This is a genomic window from Burkholderia sp. Tr-20390 (genome assembly GCF_017104595.1).
Lineage (GTDB): Bacteria > Pseudomonadota > Gammaproteobacteria > Burkholderiales > Burkholderiaceae > Burkholderia.
Window position 1 is genome coordinate 1 of sequence record NZ_JAAGPC010000106.1, and the last position, 24,712, is coordinate 24,712.

At 67.8% G+C, this 24,712-nt stretch carries 28 protein-coding genes and 1 tRNA gene; 16 read left to right on the forward strand and 13 right to left on the reverse strand.

Annotated elements, in window-relative coordinates:
• Positions 1-688: NAD-dependent epimerase/dehydratase family protein (locus G3N98_RS24820; RefSeq protein WP_206149474.1), on the forward strand; the 688-nt coding region annotated here is incomplete at its 5' end.
• On the opposite strand, the gene G3N98_RS24825 is transcribed toward G3N98_RS24820, so the two are convergent.
• A complete protein-coding gene (locus tag G3N98_RS24825; protein WP_089426139.1) occupies positions 671-856 on the reverse strand; it encodes a hypothetical protein in 186 nt (61 codons plus the stop codon). The genes G3N98_RS24820 and G3N98_RS24825 overlap by 18 nt on opposite strands.
• A 108-nt stretch (positions 857-964) precedes the next feature.
• Positions 965-1,681 (reverse strand): 16S rRNA pseudouridine(516) synthase, encoded by a 717-nt coding sequence (locus G3N98_RS24830; protein ID WP_206149475.1) that lies wholly within the window; start codon positions 1,679-1,681, stop codon positions 965-967.
• Positions 1,682-1,795: 114 nt separating this feature from the next.
• Between G3N98_RS24830 and copC the strand changes: the two genes are divergently transcribed.
• The 4 genes from copC to G3N98_RS24850 all read left to right on the forward strand — a co-directional run bounded on the left by copC (position 1,796) and on the right by G3N98_RS24850 (position 4,795).
• Positions 1,796-2,170 (forward strand): copper homeostasis periplasmic binding protein CopC, encoded by a 375-nt coding sequence (gene copC, locus G3N98_RS24835; protein ID WP_206149476.1) that lies wholly within the window; start codon positions 1,796-1,798, stop codon positions 2,168-2,170.
• Positions 2,171-2,233: 63 nt separating this feature from the next.
• Positions 2,234-2,734 carry a DinB family protein gene (locus G3N98_RS24840; protein WP_089473414.1) on the forward strand — a complete coding sequence of 167 codons (501 nt, stop codon included), beginning with the start codon at positions 2,234-2,236 and terminating at the stop codon, positions 2,732-2,734.
• Positions 2,735-2,925: 191 nt separating this feature from the next.
• Complete coding sequence (locus tag G3N98_RS24845) at positions 2,926-3,699, forward strand: SDR family oxidoreductase (protein ID WP_039368119.1); 774 nt, start codon at positions 2,926-2,928, stop codon at positions 3,697-3,699.
• Between the two features lie 166 nt (positions 3,700-3,865).
• Entirely contained in the window at positions 3,866-4,795 is a 930-nt protein-coding gene (locus tag G3N98_RS24850; protein ID WP_175240149.1) for a LysR family transcriptional regulator, read from the forward strand.
• 40 nt (positions 4,796-4,835) lie between these two features.
• Here G3N98_RS24850 and G3N98_RS24855 read toward each other — a convergent pair whose 3' ends face one another.
• Positions 4,836-5,732 carry a LysR family transcriptional regulator gene (locus tag G3N98_RS24855; protein WP_175044059.1) on the reverse strand — a complete coding sequence of 299 codons (897 nt, stop codon included), beginning with the start codon at positions 5,730-5,732 and terminating at the stop codon, positions 4,836-4,838.
• A 106-nt stretch (positions 5,733-5,838) separates the two neighbouring features.
• On the opposite strand from G3N98_RS24855, the gene G3N98_RS24860 reads away from it, so the two are divergent.
• Positions 5,839-6,729: an alpha/beta hydrolase gene (locus G3N98_RS24860; protein WP_206149477.1), complete on the forward strand. Its 891-nt coding sequence runs from the start codon at positions 5,839-5,841 to the stop codon at positions 6,727-6,729.
• 30 nt (positions 6,730-6,759) lie between these two features.
• On the opposite strand, the gene G3N98_RS24865 is transcribed toward G3N98_RS24860, so the two are convergent.
• Positions 6,760-7,659 carry an SDR family oxidoreductase gene (locus G3N98_RS24865; protein WP_206149478.1) on the reverse strand — a complete coding sequence of 300 codons (900 nt, stop codon included), beginning with the start codon at positions 7,657-7,659 and terminating at the stop codon, positions 6,760-6,762.
• A 40-nt stretch (positions 7,660-7,699) separates the two neighbouring features.
• Complete coding sequence (locus G3N98_RS24870; protein WP_175240152.1) at positions 7,700-8,437, reverse strand: SDR family oxidoreductase; 738 nt, start codon at positions 8,435-8,437, stop codon at positions 7,700-7,702.
• A 117-nt stretch (positions 8,438-8,554) separates the two neighbouring features.
• On the opposite strand from G3N98_RS24870, the gene G3N98_RS24875 reads away from it, so the two are divergent.
• A complete protein-coding gene (locus G3N98_RS24875; RefSeq protein WP_206149479.1) occupies positions 8,555-9,457 on the forward strand; it encodes a LysR family transcriptional regulator in 903 nt (300 codons plus the stop codon).
• 44 nt (positions 9,458-9,501) lie between these two features.
• On the opposite strand, the gene G3N98_RS24880 is transcribed toward G3N98_RS24875, so the two are convergent.
• The 4 genes from G3N98_RS24880 to G3N98_RS24895 all read right to left on the reverse strand — a co-directional run bounded on the left by G3N98_RS24880 (position 9,502) and on the right by G3N98_RS24895 (position 12,161).
• Entirely contained in the window at positions 9,502-9,669 is a 168-nt protein-coding gene (locus tag G3N98_RS24880) for a hypothetical protein (RefSeq protein ID WP_179257679.1), read from the reverse strand.
• Between the two features lie 147 nt (positions 9,670-9,816).
• Positions 9,817-9,901, reverse strand: a tRNA-Leu gene (locus G3N98_RS24885).
• 96 nt (positions 9,902-9,997) lie between these two features.
• Complete coding sequence (locus G3N98_RS24890; protein ID WP_206149480.1) at positions 9,998-11,155, reverse strand: ABC transporter substrate-binding protein; 1,158 nt, start codon at positions 11,153-11,155, stop codon at positions 9,998-10,000.
• Positions 11,156-11,219: 64 nt separating this feature from the next.
• Entirely contained in the window at positions 11,220-12,161 is a 942-nt protein-coding gene (locus G3N98_RS24895) for a CysB family HTH-type transcriptional regulator (protein ID WP_046544612.1), read from the reverse strand.
• Between the two features lie 216 nt (positions 12,162-12,377).
• Between G3N98_RS24895 and G3N98_RS24900 the strand changes: the two genes are divergently transcribed.
• The 6 genes from G3N98_RS24900 to cobA all read left to right on the forward strand — a co-directional run bounded on the left by G3N98_RS24900 (position 12,378) and on the right by cobA (position 18,587).
• Positions 12,378-14,057 carry a nitrite/sulfite reductase gene (locus G3N98_RS24900; protein WP_206149481.1) on the forward strand — a complete coding sequence of 560 codons (1,680 nt, stop codon included), beginning with the start codon at positions 12,378-12,380 and terminating at the stop codon, positions 14,055-14,057.
• Positions 14,058-14,082: 25 nt separating this feature from the next.
• Positions 14,083-14,640 (forward strand): DUF934 domain-containing protein, encoded by a 558-nt coding sequence (locus G3N98_RS24905; RefSeq protein WP_206149482.1) that lies wholly within the window; start codon positions 14,083-14,085, stop codon positions 14,638-14,640.
• Positions 14,637-15,389, forward strand: a complete 753-nt coding sequence (locus G3N98_RS24910; RefSeq protein WP_089473404.1) for a phosphoadenylyl-sulfate reductase — start codon at positions 14,637-14,639, stop codon at positions 15,387-15,389. The genes G3N98_RS24905 and G3N98_RS24910 overlap by 4 nt, the downstream gene beginning before the upstream one ends.
• A gap of 76 nt (positions 15,390-15,465) precedes the next feature.
• Positions 15,466-16,428: a sulfate adenylyltransferase subunit CysD gene (gene cysD, locus G3N98_RS24915; protein ID WP_034192618.1), complete on the forward strand. Its 963-nt coding sequence runs from the start codon at positions 15,466-15,468 to the stop codon at positions 16,426-16,428.
• A gap of 22 nt (positions 16,429-16,450) precedes the next feature.
• Positions 16,451-17,767, forward strand: a complete 1,317-nt coding sequence (locus G3N98_RS24920) for a sulfate adenylyltransferase subunit 1 (protein ID WP_206149483.1) — start codon at positions 16,451-16,453, stop codon at positions 17,765-17,767.
• A gap of 70 nt (positions 17,768-17,837) precedes the next feature.
• Positions 17,838-18,587 carry a uroporphyrinogen-III C-methyltransferase gene (cobA, locus tag G3N98_RS24925; RefSeq protein ID WP_089426124.1) on the forward strand — a complete coding sequence of 250 codons (750 nt, stop codon included), beginning with the start codon at positions 17,838-17,840 and terminating at the stop codon, positions 18,585-18,587.
• A gap of 81 nt (positions 18,588-18,668) precedes the next feature.
• Here cobA and G3N98_RS24930 read toward each other — a convergent pair whose 3' ends face one another.
• Genes G3N98_RS24930 through lptF form a run of 3 tightly spaced genes read right to left on the reverse strand, consistent with a single transcriptional unit; the run spans position 18,669 to position 21,323 of the window.
• Positions 18,669-19,052, reverse strand: coding sequence for a CbiX/SirB N-terminal domain-containing protein (locus tag G3N98_RS24930; RefSeq protein WP_069248630.1), 384 nt, complete (start codon positions 19,050-19,052; stop codon positions 18,669-18,671).
• 27 nt (positions 19,053-19,079) lie between these two features.
• On the reverse strand, positions 19,080-20,228 hold the full coding sequence (lptG, locus tag G3N98_RS24935) for an LPS export ABC transporter permease LptG (RefSeq protein ID WP_089426122.1): 1,149 nt from the start codon (positions 20,226-20,228) through the stop codon (positions 19,080-19,082).
• 3 nt (positions 20,229-20,231) lie between these two features.
• Complete coding sequence (lptF, locus tag G3N98_RS24940; RefSeq protein ID WP_089426121.1) at positions 20,232-21,323, reverse strand: LPS export ABC transporter permease LptF; 1,092 nt, start codon at positions 21,321-21,323, stop codon at positions 20,232-20,234.
• A 122-nt stretch (positions 21,324-21,445) separates the two neighbouring features.
• Between lptF and G3N98_RS24945 the strand changes: the two genes are divergently transcribed.
• Genes G3N98_RS24945 through G3N98_RS24955 form a run of 3 tightly spaced genes read left to right on the forward strand, consistent with a single transcriptional unit; the run spans position 21,446 to position 24,195 of the window.
• A complete protein-coding gene (locus G3N98_RS24945) occupies positions 21,446-22,957 on the forward strand; it encodes a leucyl aminopeptidase (protein WP_089426120.1) in 1,512 nt (503 codons plus the stop codon).
• Positions 22,958-22,991: 34 nt separating this feature from the next.
• Positions 22,992-23,408 (forward strand): DNA polymerase III subunit chi, encoded by a 417-nt coding sequence (locus G3N98_RS24950; RefSeq protein ID WP_039368072.1) that lies wholly within the window; start codon positions 22,992-22,994, stop codon positions 23,406-23,408.
• A 25-nt stretch (positions 23,409-23,433) separates the two neighbouring features.
• Complete coding sequence (locus tag G3N98_RS24955; RefSeq protein ID WP_206149484.1) at positions 23,434-24,195, forward strand: DUF2486 family protein; 762 nt, start codon at positions 23,434-23,436, stop codon at positions 24,193-24,195.
• Positions 24,196-24,314: 119 nt separating this feature from the next.
• Here G3N98_RS24955 and G3N98_RS24960 read toward each other — a convergent pair whose 3' ends face one another.
• Positions 24,315-24,641, reverse strand: coding sequence for a c-type cytochrome (locus G3N98_RS24960; RefSeq protein ID WP_206149485.1), 327 nt, complete (start codon positions 24,639-24,641; stop codon positions 24,315-24,317).
• Positions 24,642-24,712: the final 71 nt, after the last annotated feature.

The window sequence follows — 24,712 nt, forward strand, 5'->3', positions numbered from 1 at the left end:
TCGGCTCCGAACGCTGCGCACCGCGACCCGACAGGCCGGCGCGCCCATTCGGGCAGCGCGTATTGTACCCGACGGCCTTCGTGCGCCGAGGCTCGTCTACGCCAGTACGACGGGCGTTTACGGCGACTGCGGCGGTGCGCGCATCGACGAAACGCACCCGCTGCGTCCCGCGAATCCGCGCGCGTTCCGGCGCGTGTCGGCCGAGCGGCAGCTGCGTGCGGCGACGGTGCGCGGCGTGCTGTCCGCGCGCATCGTGCGGATTCCCGGGATCTACGCGGCGAACCGCCTGCCGGTCGCACGGCTCAAGCGCGGCACGCCGGCGCTCGAGCCGGCCGACGACGTCTACACGAACCACATCCACGCGGACGATCTCGCGGCGATCCTGCGCCGCGCGGCCGAACGCGGCAAGCCGGCGCGCGCCGTGCACGCGTCGGACGACAGCGAACTGCGGATGGGGGAGTATTTCGACCGGGTCGCGCAGGTGCTCGGCCTGCCGAGGCCGCCACGCGTCAGCCGCGCGGACGCCGAGCGCCAGCTCGAACCGACACTGCTGTCGTTCATGCGCGAGTCGCGGCGCTTGTCCAACGCACGGCTCAAGGCCGAATTGTGCGTGACGTTGCGCTATCCGACCGTAGATGATTTCCTTCAAACGCTCGCGCCGGGCAGCGCATCAGGTGAGCGCCGGTAACGCCTCGATCAGCAGGAAGCACAGCAGCGCGCCGATCAGCGCGCCAATCAGGTTCGGATGATATTTGTGCTTCATGTGCATCGCGGCCAGCAGCCCGCCGATCACGATGACACCGATGACCGCGAACGCGATCATCACGGACGACAGTTCGAAAGTATGGTTGTTCATGATGCCTCCCCCTACGTCGCTGTTCTCTTACAGCTTGTGATTTCAGTATAGCGGGGGAATATGCGGCCGAGATGCGGTCGAGCGTCGAACGGTCGTGCGGATTTTCCCTTACAGGGTTTTGACCGGATTGCGCAGCGCTGAAAGGTCGGCGTCATCGAGCCAGCGCCACGCGCCGGGCGCGAGGTCGCCCGGCAGCGTGAAGCCGCCGATGCTTTCGCGGTGCAGCAACTCGACGCGGTTGCTCACCGCGGCGACCATCCGCTTGACCTGGTGATACTTGCCTTCGAGGACGGTCAGCGCGAGTGCGTGCGGGTCGCGCGCGTCGGCGGCGACCGCCGCGATCGGCTTCGGCTCGCCGTGCAACTGCACGCCGGTGCGCAGCGTGTTCAGTTGCGTGTCGTCGAGCGGGTGGCGCACGGTTGCCACATAGGTCTTCGGCACCTTGCGTTTCGGCGACGTGTACGCGTGCACGAACTGGCCGTCGTCGGACAGCAGCAGCAGACCCGTCGTGTCCTGGTCGAGACGCCCGACGCACTGCACGCCGCGCGCGACGAGCGGTGCAGGCAGCAGGCTGAACACGCTCGCATGGTGTTGCGGATCGCGCGAACACTCGTAGCCGGCCGGCTTGTTGAGCGCGAGATAGGCGCGTGCGTGGAACGGCCACGCCGTATCGTCGACCGAGAACACGAGGCCGTCGGTATCGAACACGGCGTCGGGGTCGGTCGCGCGGGCGCCCGCCACGGTGACGCGGCCCGCTTCGATCAGGCCGCGGCACTGGCGGCGCGAGCCGAAGCCCTGGGTGTAGAGAATGCTTTCGAGATCCATAGCGCGCGCATTCTATCAAGCGATGGTGCGCGACCGGCATGAACGCGCATGCGCTGGTAAGCTGCCGGTACGCCGCGCGGGGCGCGGCGCCCGTTCATTCTTCACGGAAAGTCCATGCCTTTTGCTTCGTTCCCGTTCGGCCGCCACGCCGCTGCCGTCATCGTTGCGGCGACCGTCTCGTCGGCCGCGTTCGCGCACGCGCACCTCGCGAAGAGCGATCCGGCGGCGGGCGCGGCGGTGGCTGCCGCACCGGCCGCCGTCACGATCGACTTCACCGAGCCGCTGGAACCCGCGTTCAGCTCGATCGTCGTCGTCGATGGCGACGGCAAGACGGTGTCGGATGGCCGTGCGCGCATCGACGCGTCGAACCGCAAGCGGATGTCGGTGCCGCTCACGGTGGTCGGCACCGGCGCCTATACGGTGAAATGGGTGGCCGTCGCGACCGACGGGCACCGCACGCAGGGCGCGTACGGCTTCAGCGTGAAGTGACGCAACGGCGACGGCAGGCCCGTGCCAGGGCTGCCGCCGCCTCTATCCGACAGGGAGTCCCGCATGAATCCGACGACGCTCGACGCACTCGCCGATTTCCCCCGTCAGCTCGAAGCCCATTTCGCGGCCGTCCCCGACGGCTACGCGCGCTGGACGCCCGACGACTGGGCCGGGATGCCGAGCGAGCATTTTTCGCCGCTCGGGCAGCTCTGCCACGTGCGCGACATCGAGATCGACGGCTATCACGTGCGGCTGCGGCGGATGCTCGACGAGGACCGGCCGCTGCTCGTGTCGATCGACGGCGACGCGCTCGCGATCGAGCGCCGCTACAACGATGCGTATGCGTCCGACGTGCTCGCGGCGATCCGCGAAGCGCGGCGCGAGACGCTGGACCTCGTGTCGCGCCTCACGCCCGAACAGTTCGCGCGCACCGGGGAATTCGACGGCTACGGGGCGCTGACCGTGCGCGGGCTCGTCCACTACCTGTGCAGCCACGACCAGCAGCACCTGGCCGGCATGCAGTGGCTGCTCGGCAAGATCGACGCGACGCTGTACGCGCGCTGAGCCGGCGCCGGCCTCGGCATCGGCGCCCATCAATCGAGGGCGGATCCGGCGCGGTTGTCGGTGCGGCAGGCTGCACTGCCGCGCTTCGATTGGATCGTTTTTCTGGATAATCCATCCAGCGTTGCCCGGCTGACCGGCGCGTCGCGCGTGCCTACACTCCAAGCTTCGTTCAACGAGAAAGGGAGTCAACCGTGGCAACTCATACGCTCGCAGACAAGGTCGTCCTGATCGCAGGCGGCGCAAAGAATCTCGGCGGCCTGATCGCGCGGGATCTGGCGAGCCACGGTGCGAAGGCCGTGGCGATTCACTACAACAGCGCCGCGTCGCAGGCGCAGGCCGAGGAGACGGCCGCCGCGGTGCGTGCGGCCGGCGCGGAAGCGGCTACGTTCCAGGGCGACCTGACGACGGCCGCCGCGGTCGAGAAGCTGTTCGACGACGCGAAGCAGCGCTTCGGCAAGATCGACATCGCGATCAACACGGTCGGCAAGGTGCTGAAGAAGCCGTTCACCGAGATCAGCGAGGCCGAGTACGACGAGATGTTCGCGGTCAACAGCAAGTCGGCGTTCTTCTTCATCAAGGAAGCAGGGCGGCACCTCGAGGATCACGGCAAGCTCGTCACGCTCGTGACGTCGCTGCTCGGCGCGTTCACGCCGTTCTATGCGGCGTACGAAGGGTCGAAGGCGCCGGTCGAGCATTTCACGCGCGCAGCGTCGAAGGAGTACGGGGCGCGCGGGATCTCGGTGACGGCCGTCGGGCCGGGCCCGATGGACACGCCGTTCTTCTACCCGGCCGAGGGCGCCGATGCGGTCGCGTATCACAAGACGGCGGCCGCGCTGTCGCCGTTCAGCAAGACGGGCCTGACCGACATCGAGGACGTCGTGCCGTTCATCCGCCATCTCGTCACCGACGGCTGGTGGATCACGGGCCAGACGATCCTGATCAACGGCGGCTACACGACCAAGTAACCGGCCCGGCAACGGGCCGCGCGGCGCACCGCAATGGCGCGTTTGCGTGGACAATGGACGGGCGCGCGGCCTCGCGGCTGCGTGCCCGTTTTCTCTGTGCCGCCGGACCTTGTCGCGACGCGCGACGGCTGGCGGCGGCGTTCGTCCGAACCTACGTTCCCTGCCGATGGACAAGCTGGATCAGGTCAGAATTTTCCTGCAGGTTGCCGAGATGGGCAGCTTCATCAAGGCCGCGCATGCGCTCGACGTGCCGCGCGCGACCGTGTCGGCGGCCGTCCAGCAACTGGAGACGGGGCTCGGCACGCGCCTCTTGCACCGCACGACACGCCAGGTGCAACTGACCGCCGACGGCGCGCTGCTGCTCGAACGCGGCCGGCGCCTGCTCGCGGAGGCCGACGAACTCGACCGCCTGTTCCGCCGCCGCGACCGCGACGTGATCGGCCGGCTGAACGTCGACGTGCCGAGCCGGATCGCGCGCCGCATGGTGGCGCCCGCGCTGCCGTCGCTGTTTCACCGTTATCCGAAGCTGCAACTGTCGCTCGGCTCGACCGATCGTTCGATCGACCTGGTGCAGGAGGGCGTCGACTGCGCGATCCGCGTCGGGCGGCTTGCCGACAGCAGCCTCGTCGTGCGGCCGCTCGGGCAGTTCACGCTGATCAACTGCGCGAGCCCCGACTACCTGCGCGAATGCGGCGTGCCCGAGCATCCGGATGCGCTCGCGCACGGACACTGGGCGATCGGCTATGCGTCGCCGACGACCGGGCGCGAACTCGACTGGGAATACTGCACGGACGGCCAGCGGCACACGCTCATGCTGCCGAGCCGGGTGATCGTCAACAATGCCGAAACCTATATCGCCAGCTGCATCGCCGGGATGGGGCTGATCCAGATTCCGCGCTTCGACGTCCAGCATCTGCTCGACAGCGGCGCACTCGTCGACGTGATGCCCGGCCACCGCGCCGCACCGATGGACGTGTCGGCCGTGTACCCGCACCGGCGCCATCGTTCGCGCCGGCTCAATGCCTTCGTCGAATGGTTCGGGGAACTGATGGCGAGCGCGCTGACGCATGGCGGGGAGGGGGCGGAGGGCGACTGACCGGCACGGCCGGATCGCGTCACGTGCCGTCGTGCCTGTTTCAGCCGGGCAGCGCCGCGAACTGCCGGCTGCGGCCGGTTTCCCGCACCGCATCGATCAACGCCGCGCCGGCGCCGTCCGGTTTCGCCGCGAACGCGTAGAAACGCGCGGCCGGCAGCGCCGGCAGGCCGTCCTGCGGGCCGCATTCGCGCAGGCCGTCGCGCAGCTGGCTGCGCGCCAGCGCGGTGACCGCGAAGCCCGCGAGCGCGGCCGACACGCAGCCGGCCATGCTGCTGCTCTCGAACAGCACGCGAAACGGCCGCAACGCAGCGGCGAGCGCCGCGACGGCGGCTTCGCGATAGACGCATGGCTGCGGAAACAGCGCGAGCGGCACGTCGCCGCCGGCGTCGAGCGTGCGATCCGACGCGAACGCCCACACGAGCGGTTCTTCCCACAGCAGTTCGCCCGGCGTGTCGACCTGCCGGCACTGCTTGCCGAACACGACGTCGAGCCGGCCGAGCGTCTGCTCGCGCAGCAGCGACGCGGTGATCCCGACCTTCAGCTCGATCGACGTGCGCGGGTGGCGGTCGCGGAACGTGCGCAGCACGTGCGGCAGCCACGCACCCGCAAAATCCTCCGATGCGCCGACCCGCAGCGGGCCGTGCGCCGGCGCGCCGCGCAGCCTTGCGCGCACTTCGCGCTCCATGTCGACGATGTTGCGTGCGTACGCGTACAGCGTGTCGCCGGCCGGCGTGAGCGCGATGCGACGGGTGGTGCGCGCGAGCAGCACCGTGCCGGCTGCCTGTTCGAGCCGCTTGATATGGCCGCTGACGGCGGACGGCGTCAGCGCGAGCCGTTCCGCGGCCGGCGCGAACCCGCGGCTGTCGACGACTTCGAGGAAGGTGCGCAGCAGCGTGATGTCGAGCGAGGTCGATGCGGGATCGGTCAGCGGTTCCATGGATCAATTCAACGCGATACTCGAAGAATTAACGATGATACTCCGTGAATCGTGATGAAAGGCCGGCCTACCATCGTGCACTCGGATCCACCCAACGGAGTGCACGATGACGACCTATGCGCATGCGACGACCGCGTCGCTCGACGTTGCCTATCTCGAATGGAACCCGCGCGGCGAGCGCGTGGCCGTGCTGCTGCACGGCTGGCCGGACAGCCCGGTCGGCTGGGACGCGGTGGCGGCAAGGCTCGCCACGCACGGCTACCGCGTGCTCGCGCCCGCGCTGCGCGGATTTGCGCCGACCCGCTTTCGCGACGCATCCGTGCCGCGCAGCGGCCAGCTCGCGGCGCTCGGGCGCGACCTGCTCGACTTCGTCGATGCGCTCGGCATCGAGCGGCCCATGCTGGTCGGGCACGACTGGGGGGCGCGGGCGGCCGCGAACGCGTGCGGGCTGCGCGATGGCGCCGCATCGCATCTCGTGATGCTGTCGGTCGGGTACGGCACCAACGACCCGGGGCAGCCGCTGTCGCTGCAGCAGGCGCGCAACTACTGGTATCACTGGTTCATGGCGACGCCGCGCGGCGAGCAGGCGTTGCGCGACGATCGCCGCGCGTTTGCCCGCCTGATGTGGGACACGTGGTCGCCGCCGGGCTGGTATCGCGACAGCGATTTCGACGCGGCCGCCGCCGCGTTCGACGGGCCCGACTGGATCGACGTCGTGCTGCATTCGTACCGGCATCGATGGGGATTCGCACCGGGCACGCCGGCCTATGCCGACGACGATGCGCGGCTGAATCCCGCGCCGGTGCTGGCGCTGCCGACGCTCGTGCTGCACGGCGGCGCGGATACCTGCAATCATCCGGACAGCTCGGCCGGGCGCGAGCGGTTCTTTGCGGGGCGCTACGCGCGGCAGGTGCTGGACGGTGTCGGCCACTTTCCGCAGCGCGAGGCGCCGGCGGCAATCGCCGACGCGATCCTCGGGTTCTGCGAGCCAGGCTGAGGCGCGCCGGCGTGACCGGCGCACGGTGGATCAGCCGCCGACGCGGGCCGCGAGCAGGTCGGCGAGGCCGATGTTCCTGAACATTTCGCGGCGAATGCGATCGCCGACGCGGAACACCTCCTCCGCGCCGTCCTGAGACGGATCGACGAACACGCGGTACGGGCGCTTGCCAGCCGGGGCGGCGACGATGTCGGCAATGGCTGTCGCGACGGTGCCCGCATCGGCGTCCGCGGGTTCGAGCGCGGCGAGGCCTTGAAGCGCCTGTTCGGCGACGCCGGCATAGGGGCCGTCGACGTAGGCGGCCTGAATGGCCGCATCGGCCGGTTTGCCCGCATGGGCGAAGTGATTCGTGCCCTGTGTGAAGGCGCCCGGCACGACGATCGACGTCTCGATCCCCCAGCGGGCCAGTTCGGCCGCATAGGACACCGCGAGCGAATCCATCGCGGCCTTCGCGGCGAAGTAGGGCGCGAGGAACGGCGGCGTACCGCCGCGCGCGGACGACGACGACACCCAGACGAGCAGGCCGCGCCCCTGGCGCCGCAGGTGCGGCAGCGCCGCGCGGTTGACGCGCTGGGTCGACACGACGTTGATGTCGTAGAGCTCGCCGATCTGCTCGGGCGTGAACGCTTCGGCCGGGCCGAACACCATGTGGCCGGCGTTGTGGACGAGGACGTCGAGGCGGCCGTTGTCCGCGATCACGCGATCGATGGCGGCAGTGACGGACGCGTCGTCGCCGACGTCGAGCTCGACGGTGCGCAGGTCGACGCCGTGTTTCCGCGCGTAGGCGGCGATGGCGGCGACGCGCGGCGCGTTGCGGCCGGTGCTTTCGCGCATCGACGCGTAGACGGTATGGCCGGCGCGGGCGAGCGCCTGGGCCGTCAGCAGGCCGAAGCCGCTGGACGCGCCCGTGACGAGAATGACTTCCTTCATGATCGATCTCCGGTAAGCGGTGGGCGTGGCAGGCGGCCGGTCAGCACATGCCGCCGTTGGCGCGCAGCACCTGGCCGTTGACCCACGCGCCGTCGGGGCCGGCGAGGAACGCGACGACGCTGGCGATGTCGGCGGGCTGGCCGAGCCGCTCCAGCGGGTTCATCTTCGCCATCCGGTCGACGAGTTCGGCGCTCTTGCCCTGCAGGAACAGCTCGGTCGCGACCGGCCCCGGCGCGACGGCGTTCACGCTGATGCCGCGGCCGCGCATCTCCTGCGCGAGCACCTGCGTCATGCCCTCGACGGCGGCCTTGGTCGCGATGTACACCCCGTAGGTCGGCAGGCGCATGCCGATCACGCTCGAGGTCAGGTTGACGATGCGCCCGCCGTCGCGCACGCGCTTCGCCGCCTCGCGGCTGACGTTGAACGCGCCCTTCAGGTTGATCGCGACGGTCTGGTCGAATGCCGCGTCGTCGAACTCGGCGAGGGGCGCGAGCTTCATCACGCCCGCGCTGTTGACCACGACGTCGATCCGGCCGAATGCCTGCTCGGCCGTGTCGAACAGCGCGGCCACCGCGGCCGGATCGGCGACGTCCGCCTGCACCGCGACGGCCGTGCCGCCGCCGGCGGCGATCGCGTCGACCACGTCCTGCGCGGGGCCGGCACCGCCCGCATAGTTCACGACGACCCTGAAACCGTCGCGGGCGAGGCGGCGGGCGATCTCCGCACCGATGCCGCGCGACGAGCCCGTGACGAGGGCGACCTGTTCCGATGTGCTCATGTCCTGCTCCTTGATTCGTGAGTGCCGTGCGTTCCGGCGACAGGACTAATGTAGGCTCCCTCGATCAATAAAAATAATGAATAATGATCAGATCAAGAATGACTGAAAGTACGTCTAATGGCATTCGACAGCAGGCTTTTGAGCGGGATCGGCGTGCTCTCGGCGGTGATCGAGGCCGGCACCTTCGCGCGCGCCGGCGAGGCGATGGGGCTGACGCAGCCGGCGGTGAGCCGTGCCGTCGCCCGGCTGGAAGAGCGCGTCGGCATCCGGATCTTCAACCGCACGGCCCGTGCGATCACGCTGACCGACGAAGGGCGGCGTTTCTATGAAGCGGTCGCGCCGCTGCTGGCCGGCATCGAGGACGCGGCGATCGACGCCGGCCAGTCGAAGGCGCGTGTCAGGGGGCGGCTGCGCGTCAACGTCGACGCGACTTTCGGCCACTACGTGCTGGCGCCGAAGATGGCCGAGTTTCTCGACCGCTTTCCCGACCTGTCCGTCGAGATCAGCGTGCGCGACCGGATGGGCGACCTCGTCGCCGACGGGTTCGACGTGGCGGTGCGGTTCGGCATTCCGGAACCATCTTCATACCGTGCGCGGCTGCTGCTGGAAACGCGCGTGTTGACCTGCGCGTCGGCGGCCTATGTCGCGCGCCACGGCGAACCGCGGCACCCGCGGGATCTCGCGAGCGGGCATCGCTGCGTGCTGATCCGCGACCCGGTGACGGGGCGGCCGTTCGAATGGGAATTTCATCGCGGCAAGGAGGTGATGCCGTTCGATGCCGCCGGCCGGCTGATGGTCAACGATACGGGCATGCTGCTCGGCGCGTGCCTGGGCGGCGCGGGGATTGCCCAGCTGCTGGAACTCTATGCGCGCGACATCCTTACCGACGGGCGGCTGGTGCTGCTGCTGCCGGAATGGGCGGACGAGACGTTTCCGCTCTACGCGTATCACCACGCGTCCAACCTCGTTTCCGCGAAGGTGCGCGTGTTTCTCGACTTCGTGCGGGCGTTGATGGTTTGAGCCTGAGCTCGGCTCGACGTGCCGACGGCGGCCCTGGCGTCCATTCATTCGGTGCGATGCGGAATGCTGTCCGGGAACGGGTAGGGCGCGTGCGGGCCCGGCCAGTCAGGCACCGGCGGCGCGGTCAGTACATCGCAGCCGGCCAGCATGAGCGACAGCACCGCGGCGAGCGCGCGGCGGCAGAGCGGAGATGAAATCGGGCGCATGAACATGGCGTGCCTCCGTGCCGCGCATCCTCATGCCGCTTGGACTGTTGCGCGGGGCGCGCGTTGCGGCGCCGGCGGCAAAAACAAAAAACCCGCGAAGCGGCGAGCTTGCGCGGGTTTCGGGAGGCGCAGCGCTTCACGCTGCGAGAATGCTGGTGCCCAGGGCCGGAATCGAACCGGCACGCCTTGCGGCGGGGGATTTTGAGTCCCCTGCGTCTACCAATTTCACCACCTGGGCTTGATCCTGGCCGCGCATGCGATGGTGCGCGGCGAAACGCGGATTATGTCCGAAATCCCGCCGCCGGGCAAGCTGCCCGGTTGCGGGCCACCCAAGTCACTGACTGAGGTAGACGAACCGGCCCTGCTTGACGATCCCCATCACGCTCGCGCGCTGGTCGAGTCCCACATGATCCTTGTCGCTCGTGTTGACGACACCGTTCGGCACGACGAGCTCGTGCGCATGTTCCAGCTCGCGCCGCAGCGCCGCGCGGAACGCGGGCGTGCCCGGCTGCGCGACCTTCAGCGCGCGGCCGACCGCGTCGGCGAGCCGCGGGTAGACACCCGCCGCGTCGCCCGCGAACTGCGTGACCGTGCCGGCGCCGTACTTCGCTTCGTACGCGTCGACGAACGCGAGCGCGGCCTTGCGGGCCGGATGATCGGCCGGCAGCGTGCGCGCGACGACCACCGGCTGGGTCGGGAACAGCGTCCCGTCGACATCCTTGCCGCCCAGCTTGATGAATTCCGGTGTCGCGATCCCGTGGGTCTGGTAGACCGGGCCCTGGTAGCCGCGCTCGATCAGCGTGCGCTGCGGCAGCACGGCCGGCGTGCCCGAGCCCGCGATCAGGATCGCGTCGGGTTTCGCCGCGATCAGCTTCAATGCCTGGCCCGTGACGCTCGCGTCGGTGCGGTTGAAGCGCTCGGTCGCGATGACGCGGATCTTGCGCAGGTCCGCGAAGCGCGTGAACTCGTTCAGCCAGCTGTCACCGTAGCTGTCGGCGAAGCCGATGAAGCCGACCGTCTTCACGCCGTGGTTCGCCATATGGCGCGTCATCACGTCGGCCATCGCGCGGTCGCTCTGCGCCATCTTGAACGCCCAGGTCCGCGCGCCTTCCTGCGGCTCGACGATCGCGCCGGAGCCGACCAGCGTGATCATCGGCGTCTGCCCGGCGGCCACCGCATCGAGGGCCGCGAGTGCGGCCGGCGTGATGTTCGGCCCGACCACCACGTCGACGTGATCCTCGTCGACCAGCTTGCGGATGTTGCGCACCGCGGTGCCCGGGTCGGATGCATCGTCGAGCACGGTCACCTGCACGGGTTGCCCGGCGATCGTCTTCGGCCACATCAGGATCGCGTTCTTGCTCGTGATGCCGATCGCGGCCGCCGGGCCGGTCGACGACAGGTCGACGCCGACCTTCAGGTCGGCATGCGCGGCGGCGCAGGCCAGTACGAGGGCGGCGCCGGCAGCGCGGCGCAACAGGGCGGGAAGCGTCATGCGGAATTCTCCGTCGGACAGCAAAAAGGGGCGCGATGTGCGCCCCCGTGGTTATACACGCCGCTCAGAGTTCGTACGATTCGGATTCGCCCTTGAGCGCCTGCTCGATCAGCTTGCGGTTCAGCGTCGGCGACAGCAGTTCGACCAGCGTATACACATAGCTGCGCAGGTAGGCGCCCTGCTTGAGCGCGACGCGCGTCACGTTGCTGCCGAACAGGTGGCCGACCGGGATCAGCCGCAGGCTGCGGTCACGCTCGGGATTGAACGCGATGTCGGCCATGATGCCGACGCCGAGGCCGAGTTCGACGTAGGTCTTGATCACGTCGGCGTCGATCGCCTCGAGCACGATGTCCGGCGACAGCCCGCGCAGCGCGAACGCATGGTTGATCTTCTTGCGGCCCGCGAACGCATCGTCGTACGTGATCAGCGGGTACTGCGCGAGATCGTCGAGGGTGACCGGCTTGCGTTCGAGCAGCGGGTGGTCGGCCGGCACGACGGCCGCGTGGTGCCACTGGAAGCAGGGCAGCGACACGAGTTCTTTATAGTCAGAGATCGCCTCGGTGGCGATCGCGAGATCGGCCTGGTCGTGGATCACCATCTCGGCCACCTGCGTCGGGCTGCCCTGCAGGATCGACAGGTGCACCTTCGGGAAGCGCTTCTTGAACTCGGCGATCGCGGCCGGCAGCGAGTAGCGGGCCTGCGTATGGGTCGCGGCGATGGTCAGGTTGCCCTGATCCTGGGCCGCATAATCTTTTCCGACCCTTTTAAGGCTTTCAACCTCCTGGAGAATCCGCTCGACCGACGCGAGGATGATCCGGCCCGGCTCGGTGAGCGAGCGCACGCGCTTGCCGTGCCGCGTGAAGATCTCCACACCCAGCTCGTCCTCGAGCTCGATGATCGCCTTCGATACCCCCGGTTGCGACGTGTAGAGCGCCTTGGCGGCCTCGGTGAGATTGAAATTCTGCCGGACGGCCTCGCGCACGAAGCGAAATTGGTGCAGGTTCATTTATAACCCTTCCGCATATCAACAGAATTTTTTAGTCGTTTGAAATATAAGGCGAGTTTATTACGATTCACCGGAGTTTTTCAAATATGGATATCTGTTTTCGTCATTAGCAATCCAGCCGGGCAGCGGAAGGCCGGCGATAGCGGCGGAACGGAGATTCGGGCGCGACGTGGCTAGGACGTCGCGCGGTCACCACGAAAACCCTGGGGTCCCCGAATGTATCAGTACGACCAATACGACCAGACGATCGTCGACGAGCGTGTCGCGCAGTACCGCGATCAGGTGCGCCGCCGGCTGTCGGGCGAGTTGAGCGAAGAAGAGTTCCGTCCGCTGCGCCTGCAGAACGGCCTGTACATGCAGCGCCACGCGTACATGCACCGCATCGCGATTCCGTACGGCAACCTGCGCAGCGATCAGCTCCGGATGCTGGCGCGCATCGCCCGCGAACACGACCGCGGCTACGGTCACTTCTCGACCCGCTCGAACATCCAGTTCAACTGGATCAAGCTGGAAGAAACGCCCGAGATCCTCGCGAAGCTCGCGTCGGTGCAGATGCACGGCATCCAGACGTCGGGCAACTGCATCCGCAACATCACGGCCGACCAGTTCGCCGGTGTCGCGCAGGACGAAGAGATCGATCCGCGTCCGTGGTCGGAAATCCTGCGCCAGTGGTCGACGTTCCATCCCGAATTCGCATGGCTGCCGCGCAAGTTCAAGATCGCGGTGTCGGGCTCGAAGGATGACCGTGCGGCCGTGCAGATCCACGACCTCGGCGTGTACCTGAAGAAGAACGCGCAGGGCGAAGTGGTCGCGAGCATCCTCGCGGGCGGCGGCCTCGGCCGTACGCCGATCATCGGCGCGGTGATCAAGGAAGACCTGCCGTGGCAGCACCTGCTCACCTATTGCGAAGCCGTGCTGCGCGTGTACAACCGTTACGGCCGCCGCGACAACCTGTACAAGGCGCGCATCAAGATCCTCGTGAAGGCGCTGTCGCCCGCGAAGTTCGCGCAGCAGGTCGAGGAAGAGTGGCAGCACCTGAAGGACGGCCCGTCGACGCTCACGCAGGCGGAAGTGGACCGCGTGTCGCAGTACTTCCAGCCGCCCGTCTACGAGAAGCTGGCCGACACCGACGCGTCGTTCGAACAGCACCTGCTCGAGAACAAGGCGTTCGCGCGCTGGGTCGAGCGTAACGTTGCCCCGCACAAGGTGGCCGGCTATGCCGCCGTCACGCTGTCGCTGAAGGATCACCGTATCGCGCCGGGTGACGCGACCGACCAGCAGATGGATCTGGTGGCCGACTGGGCCGACGCTTACTCGTTCGGCGAGCTGCGCGTGTCGCACGAGCAGAACCTGATTCTCGCGAACGTGAAGAAGCGCGACCTGTTCGCCCTGTGGGAAAAGGCGAAGGCAGCCGGTTTCGCGACGCCGAACATCGGCCTGCTGACCGACATCATCGCGTGCCCGGGCGGCGACTTCTGCTCGCTCGCGAACGCAAAGTCGATCCCGATCGCGCTGGCGATCCAGCAGCGTTTCGACGATCTCGACTATGTGTACGACCTCGGCGACCTGTCGCTGAACATTTCCGGTTGCATGAACTCGTGCGGTCACCATCACGTCGGCAACATCGGCATCCTCGGCGTCGACAAGGACGGCGCCGAGTGGTACCAGGTGTCGCTCGGCGGCGAGCAGGGCACGGGCCGGAACGGCGCGCGCCTCGGCCGCGTGATCGGGCCGTCGTTCTCGGCGGAGGAAGTGCCCGGCGTGATCGCGAAGCTGATCGACACGTTCGTCGAGTCGCGCGTCGACGGCGAGCGCTTCGTCGACACGTACGATCGCATCGGCATCGCGCCGTTCAAGGAGCGCGTGTATGCGGCGCGCCAGGCAGTGAACGCGTAACCAACCGGGTAGAAGGAATTAGCAGATGGCTTCGATTATCAAGAACCGCGCAGTGATCGACGATGCATGGCAGGTCGTGCGCGCGGCGGAAGACGGTGCACTGCCCGCGGTCGACGCGTTGCCGGCCGGCAAGGTGCTGGTGCCGTTCGCATTGTGGCAGGTCGAGCGCGCGGCGCTCGTTGCCGCGAAGACGAAGGACGAGCTCGGCGTGTGGCTCGCACCGGACAGCGAGCCGGCCGATCTCGTGGCCGATTTCGGCGCGATTTCGCTGATCGCGGTCGACTTCCCGCGCTTCGCGGACGGCCGCGGCTACAGCATCGCGCGTCTGCTGCGCGAGCGCCACGGCTGGACGGGCGAGCTGCGCGCGATCGGCGACGTGCTGCGCGACCAGCTGCTGTACATGTCGCGTTGCGGCTTCGATGCGTACGCGGTGCGCGCCGACAAGGACATCCACGACGCGCTGAATGCGTTCACGGAATTCACGCAGCGTTACCAGGGCGCGTTCGACCAGCCCGAACCGCTGTTCCGCCGCCGCGGCGCGTCGGCAGACGTAGCGACGCCCGACGCGAAGGTGGGCGCATGAGCACCGCGACCGCCACCGCGCTGACGCCGGAACTCGCCGCGAAGGTCGAGCGCCTCGACGCGCTGCTCGCGCAGATCGGGGCCCGTCACGAGAAGGTGAAGTTCGCGAGCAGCCTCGCGGCGGAAGACATGCTGCTGACGCATGCGATCCTGTCGAAGGGCGTGCGGATCGGCATCTTCTCGCTGAACACGGGCCGCCTGCACGCGGAAACGCTCGGCATGATCGACCGCGTGCGCGAGCGCTACGGCTACGAGATCGAGCAGTTCCATCCGCAGCAGGACGCGGTCGACCAGTACGTCGCCGAGCACGGCCTGAACGCGTTCTACGAGAGTGTCGAGCTGCGCAAGTCGTGCTGCCACATCCGCAAGGTCGAGCCGCTGAATCGTGCGCTCGCGGACGTCGGCGCATGGGTCACGGGCCAGCGCCGCGAGCAGTCGGTCACGCGTGCCGAACTGCATGAGGAAGAGCAGGACGAAGCGCGCGGGATCGCGAAGTACAACCCGCTCGCCGACTGGACGGAAAGCGACGTGTGGGCGTACCTTAAGGCGTTTGACGTGCCGGTCAACCCGCTGCATGCGCGCGGCTACCCGAGCATCGGCTGCGAGCCGTGTACGCGGGCGATCCGTCCCGGCGAGGACAGCCGCGCGGGCCGCTGGTGGTGGGAGTCGCGCGATACGAAGGAATGCGGCTTGCACATCACGACGATCACGCCGATTCCCGCGGACGCCGTTGCCGGCGCCACGCACTGAAAGCCTGACAAGAAACTGAATATTGCGCCGCCTGCGACAGCGGGCGGCACGAACCCAGAAGAGAAGGACTGAAATCATGAGCACGACGCTCGAGCAATCCGCCTTTGCCCCGCCCGCCGGTGCCGACAACCGCATGGGCCACCTCGACTGGCTCGAAGCCGAGTCGATCCACATCCTGCGCGAACTGGTCGCCGAATGCAGCAAGCCGGCGCTGTTGTTCTCGGGCGGCAAGGATTCGGTCGTCGTGCTGCATCTGGCGTTGAAGGCATTCGGCCTCGGCGCGAACCGCAAGACGACGTTGCCGTTCCCGCTCGTGCACATCGATACGGGCCACAACTACGAAGAAGTGATCGACTTCCGCGATCGCCGCGCGCAAGAACTCGGCGCCGAGCTGGTCGTCGGCCACGTCGAGGATTCGATCAAGCGCGGCACGGTCGTGCTGCGCCGCGAAACTGATTCGCGCAATGCCGCGCAGGCCGTCACGCTGCTCGAGACGATCGAGCAGCACGGCTACACGGCGCTGATCGGCGGCGCGCGCCGCGACGAAGAGAAGGCGCGTGCGAAGGAACGCATCTTCTCGTTCCGCGACGAATTCGGCCAGTGGGATCCGAAGGCGCAGCGCCCGGAACTGTGGAGCCTGTACAACGCCCGCCTGCACAAGGGCGAGCACCTGCGCGTGTTCCCGATCTCGAACTGGACCGAGCTCGACGTGTGGCAGTACATCGCGCGCGAGAACCTCGAACTGCCGTCGATCTATTACGCGCACCAGCGCGAGATCGTGCGCCGCAACGGGCTGCTCGTGCCCGTCACGCCGCTCACGCCGATGCGTGACGGCGAGACGAGCGAGCTCGCGCAGGTGCGCTTCCGCACGGTCGGCGACATTTCCTGCACGTGCCCGGTCGAGAGCGACGCGGACGACGTCGAGAAGATCATCGCCGAGACGGCGGTGACCGAGATCACCGAGCGCGGCGCGACCCGGATGGACGACCAGGCCTCCGAAGCCGCGATGGAACAGCGCAAGAAGCAAGGTTATTTCTGAAGCACACGAGGACATTCACATCATGAGCATCATCGAGAACACCGAAGACCTCGGCGTGCTGCGCTTCATTACCGCAGGCAGCGTCGACGACGGCAAGAGCACGCTGATCGGCCGCCTGCTGTACGACAGCAAGGCCGTGCTGTCCGACCAGCTGTCCGCGCTGTCGCGTGCGAAGAACAAGCGCACGGTCGGCGACGAGCTCGACCTCGCGCTGCTGACCGACGGCCTCGAAGCCGAGCGCGAACAGGGCATCACGATCGACGTCGCGTACCGCTACTTCGCGACCGCGAAGCGCAAGTTCATCATCGCCGATACGCCGGGCCACGAGCAGTACACGCGCAACATGGTGACGGGCGCATCGACCGCGCACGCGGCGATCGTGTTGATCGACGCGACGCGCATCACGGTCGAGAACGGTGTCGTGCAACTCCTGCCGCAGACCAAGCGCCACAGCGCGATCGTCAAGCTGCTCGCGCTGCAGCACGTGATCGTCGCGATCAACAAGATGGACCTCATCGACTACAGCGAAGCACGCTTCAACGAGATCCGCGACGCATACGTCGCGCTCGCGAAGCAGCTCGGCCTGAGCGACGTGCGCTTCGTGCCGGTGTCGGCGCTGAAGGGCGACAACATCGTCGGCGCGAGCGAGCGCATGCCGTGGTACGCGGGCGAACCGCTGCTCGACGTGCTCGAATCGCTGCCGGTCGAGACGCAGGCGCATGACGCGCTGCGCTTCCCGGTGCAGTGGGTCGCACGCCAGGACGGCAGCTCGGCCGACGATTTCCGCGGCTACATGGGCCGTATCGAGTCGGGCGAAGTGAAGGTGGGCGACGAGATCGTCGTGCTGCCGTCGAACCGCACGGCGACGATCGCGGAGATCGTCGCGCCGGTGCCGGGCGGCACCGCGTCCGTGCCGCACGCGTTCGCGGGCCAGACCGTGACGATCCGTCTCGCGGAAGACGTCGACGTGTCGCGCGGCGACATGTTCGTCACGTCCGGCGAGCCGGTCGAACCGGCGAAGAAGCTCGAAGCCGATCTGTGCTGGTTCGACGAGACGCCGCTGTCGCCGCAGCGCAAGTACCTGCTGAAGCAGACCACCAGCACGGTGTTCGCGAAGATCGGCGGCGTCAAGCAGGTGCTCGACGTGCACACGCTGTCGCACGCGACCGACCGTCACGATCTGAAGATGAACGACATCGGCCGCGTCGCGCTGACGCTGCAGAAGCCGATCGTGTGCGACACGTACGACGCGCATCCGGGTACCGGTGCGTTCGTGCTGATCGACGAGGCGACGCATCACACGGTCGCCGCAGGGATGATCCGGGCGTTCTCGGCATGACCGGGCAACCGCGCCGCTTCGCGGCGGCGCGGGCCGGAGCCGACGCCCGCTGGAAGGCGAAGCGACAAACATGGGCAAGGTGTATCTGATCGGAGCAGGGCCGGGCGCGGCCGACCTCATCACGGTGCGCGGCGCGCGGCTGCTCGAGCAGGCGGACGTCGTGCTGCACGACGCGCTCGTCGAGCCCGCGATGCTCGACTACGCGCCGCATGCGCGCCGGATTGCCGTCGGCAAGCGCTGCGGGCAGCGCTCGACCGCGCAGCACTTCATCAACAAGCAGATCGTCGATGCGGCACGCGAGCATGCGTGCGTCGTGCGGCTGAAGGGTGGCGACCCGATGCTGTTCGGTCGCGCCGAAGAGGAGATGCGCGCGCTGGAAGCGGCCGGCATCGACTACGAGGTCGTGCCGGGCATCACCGCGGCGCTGGCCGGGGCGGCGACGCTGAAGCGTTCGCTGACGTTGCGCGGCGTGTCGCGCAGCGTCGCGTTCGCGACGCACAGCCGCGCGCCGGGCAGCGACGAGATTCGCGAAGCCGCGCGCGCCGATTCGATGGTCTATTACATGGGCCGCGACAGCGCGCCCGGCATCGCGCAGGAGCTGATCGACGCGGGCCGTGCGCCGGCGACGGCCGTGGCGATCGTCGAGGCGTGCAGCACCGCGCGCGAACGTACGCTGACGCTGACGCTCGCGCAGATGGCGGCGGGCGACGCGCAGGCGTGGCTCGATCCCGCGGAACCGAGCCTGCTGATGATCGGCGATGCGTTCGCCGAGCGCGCCGGGCAGGCGAAAGTGGGCGATGTGCTGCGAAATGCGGCCTGAGCGGAATCCGGCTGGAGTTCCAAACGAAAAAAGCGCTGGCGGAAGCCGGCGCTTTTTCTTTGTGGGCCGTGACGGCGTGATTTACGCGTCGTCGCCGATCTGGTCGATGCAGTAGCGCGCGATCGCGTCGAGCACGCCGTCGTCTTCGCCGACGGCCGTCGCGCAGCGGATCTCGACACCCGGATGCACGGCGCGGCATGCGTCGACGAGCTGCGGCAGGTCGCGGCGGACATGGCCGCCCTGGCCGAAGAACACGGGCACCACGGTGATGTGCGTGCAGCCGGCCGCGACCTGCTCGGCGACCGCGTCGCCGAGCGACGGCGTCATCAGCTCGAGGAACGCGAGCGACACGTGTGCGGCGGGGGAGGGGGCGCCGCGCAGCCGCGCGGCGAGCCGTTCGAACGGCTCGGCCCAGCGCGGGTCACGCGCGCCGTGGCCGAACAGGACGATGCCATGCGAGCTCATGTCGAAACCTCCGTCGTGACGCGGCGCTCAGTGCCGGTCGACCCACTTGAGCGCGAACAGGCCGAGCGCGAGATAGATCAGGCCCGGCGTCGCCGCGGTGAGCGGCGCGGGCCACGTGTTCAGCGTGCCGATGTGCGAGAACAGCGTATTGAGAAGCTGGAAGCTCATGCCGAGCATGATGCCGCCGAACACCTTCACGCCGACCACGCCCGCACGCGTGTGCAGGTACGCGAACGGCAGCGACAGCACGAGCATCACGAACACTGCGAACGGATACAGCAGCTTGCGCCACAGCGCGATGTCGTAGCGCTGCGTGTCCTGCTGATTCTCGCGCAAATGCTGGATGTAGCGGAACAGGTTGATGATCGACATGCGGTCCGGCGACACGAGCAGCACCGACAGGATCTGCGGCGTCAGATCCGAGCGCAGCCGGTATTCGGGCAGCGATACCTGCTGTGACCGGTACACGGGGTTCAGCGCATCGGCCGGCTGGCCGCTGATCGGCTTGATCGGCGTCAGCTCGGTTTCGTTGACGCCCTTCAGCAGCCAGTGGCCGGGCGGCTCGTAGCGGCCCGTCTGCGCGATCCGCACGTTGCGCAGCTGGAATTTCGAATCGAATTCGTAGATGCGCACGTTGCTGATCGTCGAGTCGGGCGACAGGCTGCCGACGTTGACGAAGCGCGTGACCTGCTCGCCGTTTTCACGGGCCGCGAGCGTGTCCTTCACCCACACGCCCGACTGGAAGTTCGACGACACCGATGCGCCGAGCGCCTGCAGCCGCACGCGTTCGGACAGCTGGTCGGCGTACGGGCCGACGAATTCGCCGATCAGGTAGGTGATGATCACCAGCGGCACGCCGATCTTCAGCAGCGAGCGCAGCGCCTGGTTGGTCGCGAGGCCCGACACGCGGAAGATCGTGAATTCCGAGTTCGCGGCCATCTGCGCGAACACGTAGATCGCGCTGATCAGCGCGGCGACCGGGATGATTTCGTAGAAGCGCGACGGGGTCTGCAGCGCGACGCGCAGCACCGCGTAGCCGAACTTGTAGTTGCCGTGCCCGACCGAGTTCAGTTCGCTGATCAGGTCGAAGAAGAAGAACAGGCCCGAGAACGCGAACAGGATGAAGACGAACGTGACGTAGATCTGTCGCGCGAAGTACTTTTCATAGAGCCGCATCGATCATGCTCCCGAGCGGCCGAACAGCGCGCGTGTAAACAGCGGACGATTGCGCACGCGCAACCAGAAGATGAACGCGACGATCGCCGCGACGACCAGATGCAGGCCGACGAGACCGACGCCGAACGACATCTTGCCCTGCTCGATCTGCGACTGCACGACGTTCAGCAGGTTCGAGTACGTGAGGTAGATCAGCACGGCCATCACGAGGTTGATCGTGCGGCTGCGGCGCGGGTTCTGGTACGACAGCGGAATGCCGAGCACCATCAGGTTGATCGCGATCAGCGGCAGCCCCGCGCGCCACGCGAATTCCGCGAGGTTGTCGTTCGTCGGGTTGCGCAGCAGGTCCGGCGTCGGCGTGCTGTTGGTGGTCTGCACGTTGGTGACCGGGGTGCTCGTGATCTTCACGCCATAGCGCTCGAACTCCATGATCTTGAAGTTCGGCTGGCCGGGCGTGCCGTCGTAGCGGCGGCCGTCCTCCAGGACGACGAAGCGGCTGCCGTCGCGCGTTTCCGTGTGCCCGGTCTGCGACACGACCACGTTGACCTTGCCGTTCTCGGTCGAGGTCACGAACACGTTCTGCACCTTGCTCTGGTCGGGCGTCATCTTCTCGATGAAGAACACGCGGTGGTTCGAGGCCGATTCGCGGAACTGGCCCGGCGCGAGCAGCGAGATCTCGTCGCGCTGCTGGAAGCGCGCCTTGATCATCTTGCTTTGCTGGTTCGACCACGGCCAGCCGACGAACGCGAAGAAGGCGATCAGCAGGATGATCGGCGTGGCGAACACGCCGATCGGCTTGATGAGGCGCGTGAGGCTCACGCCGGACGCGAGCCACACGACCATTTCGGAGTCCCGGTACCACCGGGTCAGCACGAACAGGATCGACACGAACAGCGTGACGACGAGCATCACGGCGAGGTAGCCGATCACGGTGAGGCCGATCAGCACGAGGACGTCCCGCGGATCGATTTCACCGGACGCGGCGTAGCCGACGATGCGGATCATCATCGTCGTGAGCATGATCGTGAGCAGCACCATGAACACGGCGCCAGCCGTATACGCAAGCTCGCGCTGGAGGGAGCGTTCGAAGATCATTCTTGATGAGAAGAGGGCGGGAGGCTGCGCACGCGTGGTGGAGCGCTCGCGCCGCCACGGGAAAAATAGCGGATAATTGCGGCTTTCATCCTTAGCCCAGATTTTATCCGAGGACAAGCGCGATGGACTTTAGCATAAAAGGCTGTGATTGGAGCAAAGGCGAGGCGAAGGGGTTCCTGACCGGGAAGTCCGACTGCATCGTGCTCGGCATCTTCGAGGCGCAGACCCTGTCGGGCGCGGCGCTCGATATCGACACGGCCACCAAGGGGCTGGTTTCGCGCGTGATCAAGGCCGGCGACATGGACGGCAAGCGCGGCAAGACGCTGTTCCTGCACGAAGTGTCGGGCATCGGCGCGTCGCGCGTGCTGCTGGTCGGCCTCGGCAAGCAGGATGCTTTCAATCAGAAAGCCTATAACGATGCCGTGACGGCCGCATGGCGCGCGCTGCTGGCGACCAAGGTCGTCCAGGTCACGTTCACGCTCGCGCAACTGCCGGTCGACGAGCGCAGCTCCGACTGGGGCGTGCGCGCGGCAATCCTCGCGCTGCGCAACGAGACCTACCGCTTCACGCAGATGAAGAGCAAGCCGGAGCCGGCGTCGCACACGCTCAAGCGCGTCGTGTTCAGCGTCGATCCGTCCGACGAAAAGGCCGCGAAGGTCGCGGTCAAGCAGGCCGTCGCGCTCGCGAACGGGATGGATCTCACCCGCGACCTCGGCAACCTGCCGGGCAACGTCTGCACGCCGACCTACCTCGGCAACACCGCGAAGAAGATCGCGAAGGATTGGGGCCTGAAGGCGGAAGTGCTCGGGCTCAAGCAGATCCAGGCGCTGAAGATGGGCTCGTTCCTGTCGGTCGCGCGCGCGTCGGTCGAGCCGCCGCAGTTCATCGTGCTGCACTACCAGGGCGCCGCCGCGAAGGCCGCGCCGGTCGTGCTGGTCGGCAAGGGCATCACGTTCGACACGGGCGGCATCTCGCTGAAGCCGGGCGAGGGCATGGACGAGATGAAGTACGACATGTGCGGCGCGGGTTCCGTGCTGGGCACGATGCGTGCGGTCGCCGAGATGGGCCTGAAGATCAACGTCGTCGCGATCGTGCCGACCTGCGAGAACATGCCGGGCGGCAACGCGACGAAGCCGGGCGACATCGTCACCAGCATGAAGGGCCTGACGATCGAGGTGCTGAACACCGACGCCGAAGGCCGTCTGATCCTGTGCGACGCGCTCACGTATGCCGAGCGCTTCAAGCCGGCCGCCGTGATCGACGTTGCCACGCTGACGGGCGCGTGCGTGATCGCGCTGGGCGGCCACAACAGCGGCCTGTTCTCGACGGACGACGCGCTCGCGGGCGAACTGCTCGACGCGTCGCGCGAGGCGAACGACCCGGCATGGCGCATGCCGCTCGACGACGAGTACCAGGATCAGCTGAAGTCGAACTTCGCGGATCTCGCGAACATCGGCGGGCGCCCGGCCGGCGCCGTGACGGCCGCGTGCTTCCTGTCGCGCTTCACCGAGAGCTATCCGTGGGCCCACCTCGACATCGCGGGCACCGCATGGAAGGGTGGCGCGGCGAAGGGCGCGACGGGCCGTCCGGTGCCGCTTCTCGCGCAGTTCCTGATCGACCGCGCCGGCCAGTGATGGCGGTGTTGACGACGCTGCGGGTACGCGGGCAATGACGCGGATCGATTTCCACTCGAACGTCGGCGATTCGCTCGCGTACGCGTGCCGGCTGCTGCGCAAGGCCTACCTGGCCGGGCAGCCGGTCGTCGTGCTCGCCGAGCCTGCGCGCCTGCGCGCGCTCGACGAGCGGCTCTGGACGTTCTCGCCGCTCGATTTCATCCCGCATTGCGGTGTCGACAGCGAGCACGCAGCCGGCACGCCGATCGTGCTGGCCGCGGATCTCGACCGCGCGCCGCATCATCACGTGCTGCTGAACCTCGGCGCAGCCGTGCCCGCGCAGTTCGCCCGCTTCGAGCGCCTGCTCGAAGTGGTCGGCAATGCGCCGGACGAGCTGGCCGCGGGCCGCGACCGCTACCGGTTCTACCGCGACCGCGGCTACGCGCTGAACAACTACAAGCAGGGCAGCTAGCCGCAACCGTCAACGGAGTGTTCCCGTGACCGAAGCCGATTCATCCTCGATCCCGACGCTGACCGACGTGCTGGTGCCGGGCAAGCCGGTGCCGGCGCGCTCGCCCGCGCCCGACGCGCCGCAGCCGCCCGCCAGCGCGGCGATTCCGGTGCTCACCGACGTGGTCGCGCCGCACGCCGCAGATGCGGCGCCGGCCGATTCCATCCCAAGTGAACGTGACCCCGATTCCGTCGTGGTCGAATGCGTGCCGACGCCGCACGTGCCGGCGGTCGAACTGCCGGGCGACGTGGCGACGGCTGCCGCGACAGCGATGGGCGAGACCGATGCGCCGGCCGAACCCGGCGCCTCGGAGCACGTGGTCACCGAAGATTCGGCGGCCATGTGCGCGCCGCTGCAATCGTCGCTGGCCGACGCCGATGTGCCGCTACCCGCGTTCGCAGCGGTGGCGCATGAGGCGGTGGGGCACGCGCGTGAAGCGCACCTGCCGGAGGCCGTTGTACCAGTTGCTGCGCGGCAGCCTGAAGCGCAGGCTGCAGCCGGGCTGACGGCGGAAGATGCGCAGCACATCGCCGAGCGCCTGCGCAATCGCCTGACGAACTATCTGACCGGGGAAGGGCGCGACGCGATCGAAGCCCGCTGTCGCGATGCACTGCATGAGCATTCGGCCTGGCTGGTCGGCCAGATCACGCGCGAAGTGGCGCTGGCGCTGGAAACCGAGGTGATGGGCTGGGTCCGCGACGCGGTCGACGAAGAGATCGCACGACGCCGCGCCGGTCATTCCGGCTAAGCAACGGGCGTTTCGCTGAAAAGCGGGGTGCGATTCCAGTAAAGGCCGGTGAAGCTACCGGCGGGGTACTGCGCGGGCGAGGAATCCGGCAGGTCAGCTATTCGGCCCGGGCGTCCGGGTCAGCGCACCGACAGCACCCATTGCGCGAGCGTGTGGGCTTCGCTGTTCGTCAGTTGCGTATTGGCGGGCATCGGCACGCCGCCCCATACGCCGACGCTGCCTTTCACGATCGACTGGGCAAGGTAATCGACGGCGTCGCCGCGCGGCGCATACTTGCCGGCGATGTCTTGGAACGACGGGCCCATCAGCGGCTTGCCGATCGCGTGGCAGGCCATGCAGTTCTTGCGCTGAGCCAGCGCGAGCCCGTCGGCCTGGTCGGCGCGCGCCGCTGCCCCGCTGCCGATCAGCAAGGTGGCGAGCAGGACGCGCAATATCGAATGTTTCATGCGGTTCTCCGCCGGCGGGGACGGCCGGCTACATGGTCCGCGCATTATAGAAGCAAAGGGAAAGCGCGTTT

Bases quoted from the DNA above. Each gene is read 5' to 3' on its own strand.
- G3N98_RS24825 (WP_089426139.1), bottom strand. From the start codon at position 856: ATGAACAACCATACTTTCGAACTGTCGTCCGTGATGATCGCGTTCGCG.
- G3N98_RS24830 (WP_206149475.1), bottom strand. From the start codon at position 1,681: ATGGATCTCGAAAGCATTCTCTACACCCAGGGCTTCGGCTCGCGCCGC.
- copC (WP_206149476.1), top strand. From the start codon at position 1,796: ATGCCTTTTGCTTCGTTCCCGTTCGGCCGCCACGCCGCTGCCGTCATC.
- G3N98_RS24840 (WP_089473414.1), top strand. From the start codon at position 2,234: ATGAATCCGACGACGCTCGACGCACTCGCCGATTTCCCCCGTCAGCTC.
- G3N98_RS24850 (WP_175240149.1), top strand. From the start codon at position 3,866: ATGGACAAGCTGGATCAGGTCAGAATTTTCCTGCAGGTTGCCGAGATG.
- G3N98_RS24855 (WP_175044059.1), bottom strand. From the start codon at position 5,732: ATGGAACCGCTGACCGATCCCGCATCGACCTCGCTCGACATCACGCTG.
- G3N98_RS24860 (WP_206149477.1), top strand. From the start codon at position 5,839: ATGACGACCTATGCGCATGCGACGACCGCGTCGCTCGACGTTGCCTAT.
- G3N98_RS24865 (WP_206149478.1), bottom strand. From the start codon at position 7,659: ATGAAGGAAGTCATTCTCGTCACGGGCGCGTCCAGCGGCTTCGGCCTG.
- G3N98_RS24870 (WP_175240152.1), bottom strand. From the start codon at position 8,437: ATGAGCACATCGGAACAGGTCGCCCTCGTCACGGGCTCGTCGCGCGGC.
- G3N98_RS24875 (WP_206149479.1), top strand. From the start codon at position 8,555: ATGGCATTCGACAGCAGGCTTTTGAGCGGGATCGGCGTGCTCTCGGCG.
- G3N98_RS24880 (WP_179257679.1), bottom strand. From the start codon at position 9,669: ATGTTCATGCGCCCGATTTCATCTCCGCTCTGCCGCCGCGCGCTCGCC.
- G3N98_RS24890 (WP_206149480.1), bottom strand. From the start codon at position 11,155: ATGACGCTTCCCGCCCTGTTGCGCCGCGCTGCCGGCGCCGCCCTCGTA.
- G3N98_RS24895 (WP_046544612.1), bottom strand. From the start codon at position 12,161: ATGAACCTGCACCAATTTCGCTTCGTGCGCGAGGCCGTCCGGCAGAAT.
- G3N98_RS24900 (WP_206149481.1), top strand. From the start codon at position 12,378: ATGTATCAGTACGACCAATACGACCAGACGATCGTCGACGAGCGTGTC.
- G3N98_RS24905 (WP_206149482.1), top strand. From the start codon at position 14,083: ATGGCTTCGATTATCAAGAACCGCGCAGTGATCGACGATGCATGGCAG.
- G3N98_RS24910 (WP_089473404.1), top strand. From the start codon at position 14,637: ATGAGCACCGCGACCGCCACCGCGCTGACGCCGGAACTCGCCGCGAAG.
- cysD (WP_034192618.1), top strand. From the start codon at position 15,466: ATGAGCACGACGCTCGAGCAATCCGCCTTTGCCCCGCCCGCCGGTGCC.
- G3N98_RS24920 (WP_206149483.1), top strand. From the start codon at position 16,451: ATGAGCATCATCGAGAACACCGAAGACCTCGGCGTGCTGCGCTTCATT.
- cobA (WP_089426124.1), top strand. From the start codon at position 17,838: ATGGGCAAGGTGTATCTGATCGGAGCAGGGCCGGGCGCGGCCGACCTC.
- G3N98_RS24930 (WP_069248630.1), bottom strand. From the start codon at position 19,052: ATGAGCTCGCATGGCATCGTCCTGTTCGGCCACGGCGCGCGTGACCCG.
- lptG (WP_089426122.1), bottom strand. From the start codon at position 20,228: ATGCGGCTCTATGAAAAGTACTTCGCGCGACAGATCTACGTCACGTTC.
- lptF (WP_089426121.1), bottom strand. From the start codon at position 21,323: ATGATCTTCGAACGCTCCCTCCAGCGCGAGCTTGCGTATACGGCTGGC.
- G3N98_RS24945 (WP_089426120.1), top strand. From the start codon at position 21,446: ATGGACTTTAGCATAAAAGGCTGTGATTGGAGCAAAGGCGAGGCGAAG.
- G3N98_RS24950 (WP_039368072.1), top strand. From the start codon at position 22,992: ATGACGCGGATCGATTTCCACTCGAACGTCGGCGATTCGCTCGCGTAC.
- G3N98_RS24960 (WP_206149485.1), bottom strand. From the start codon at position 24,641: ATGAAACATTCGATATTGCGCGTCCTGCTCGCCACCTTGCTGATCGGC.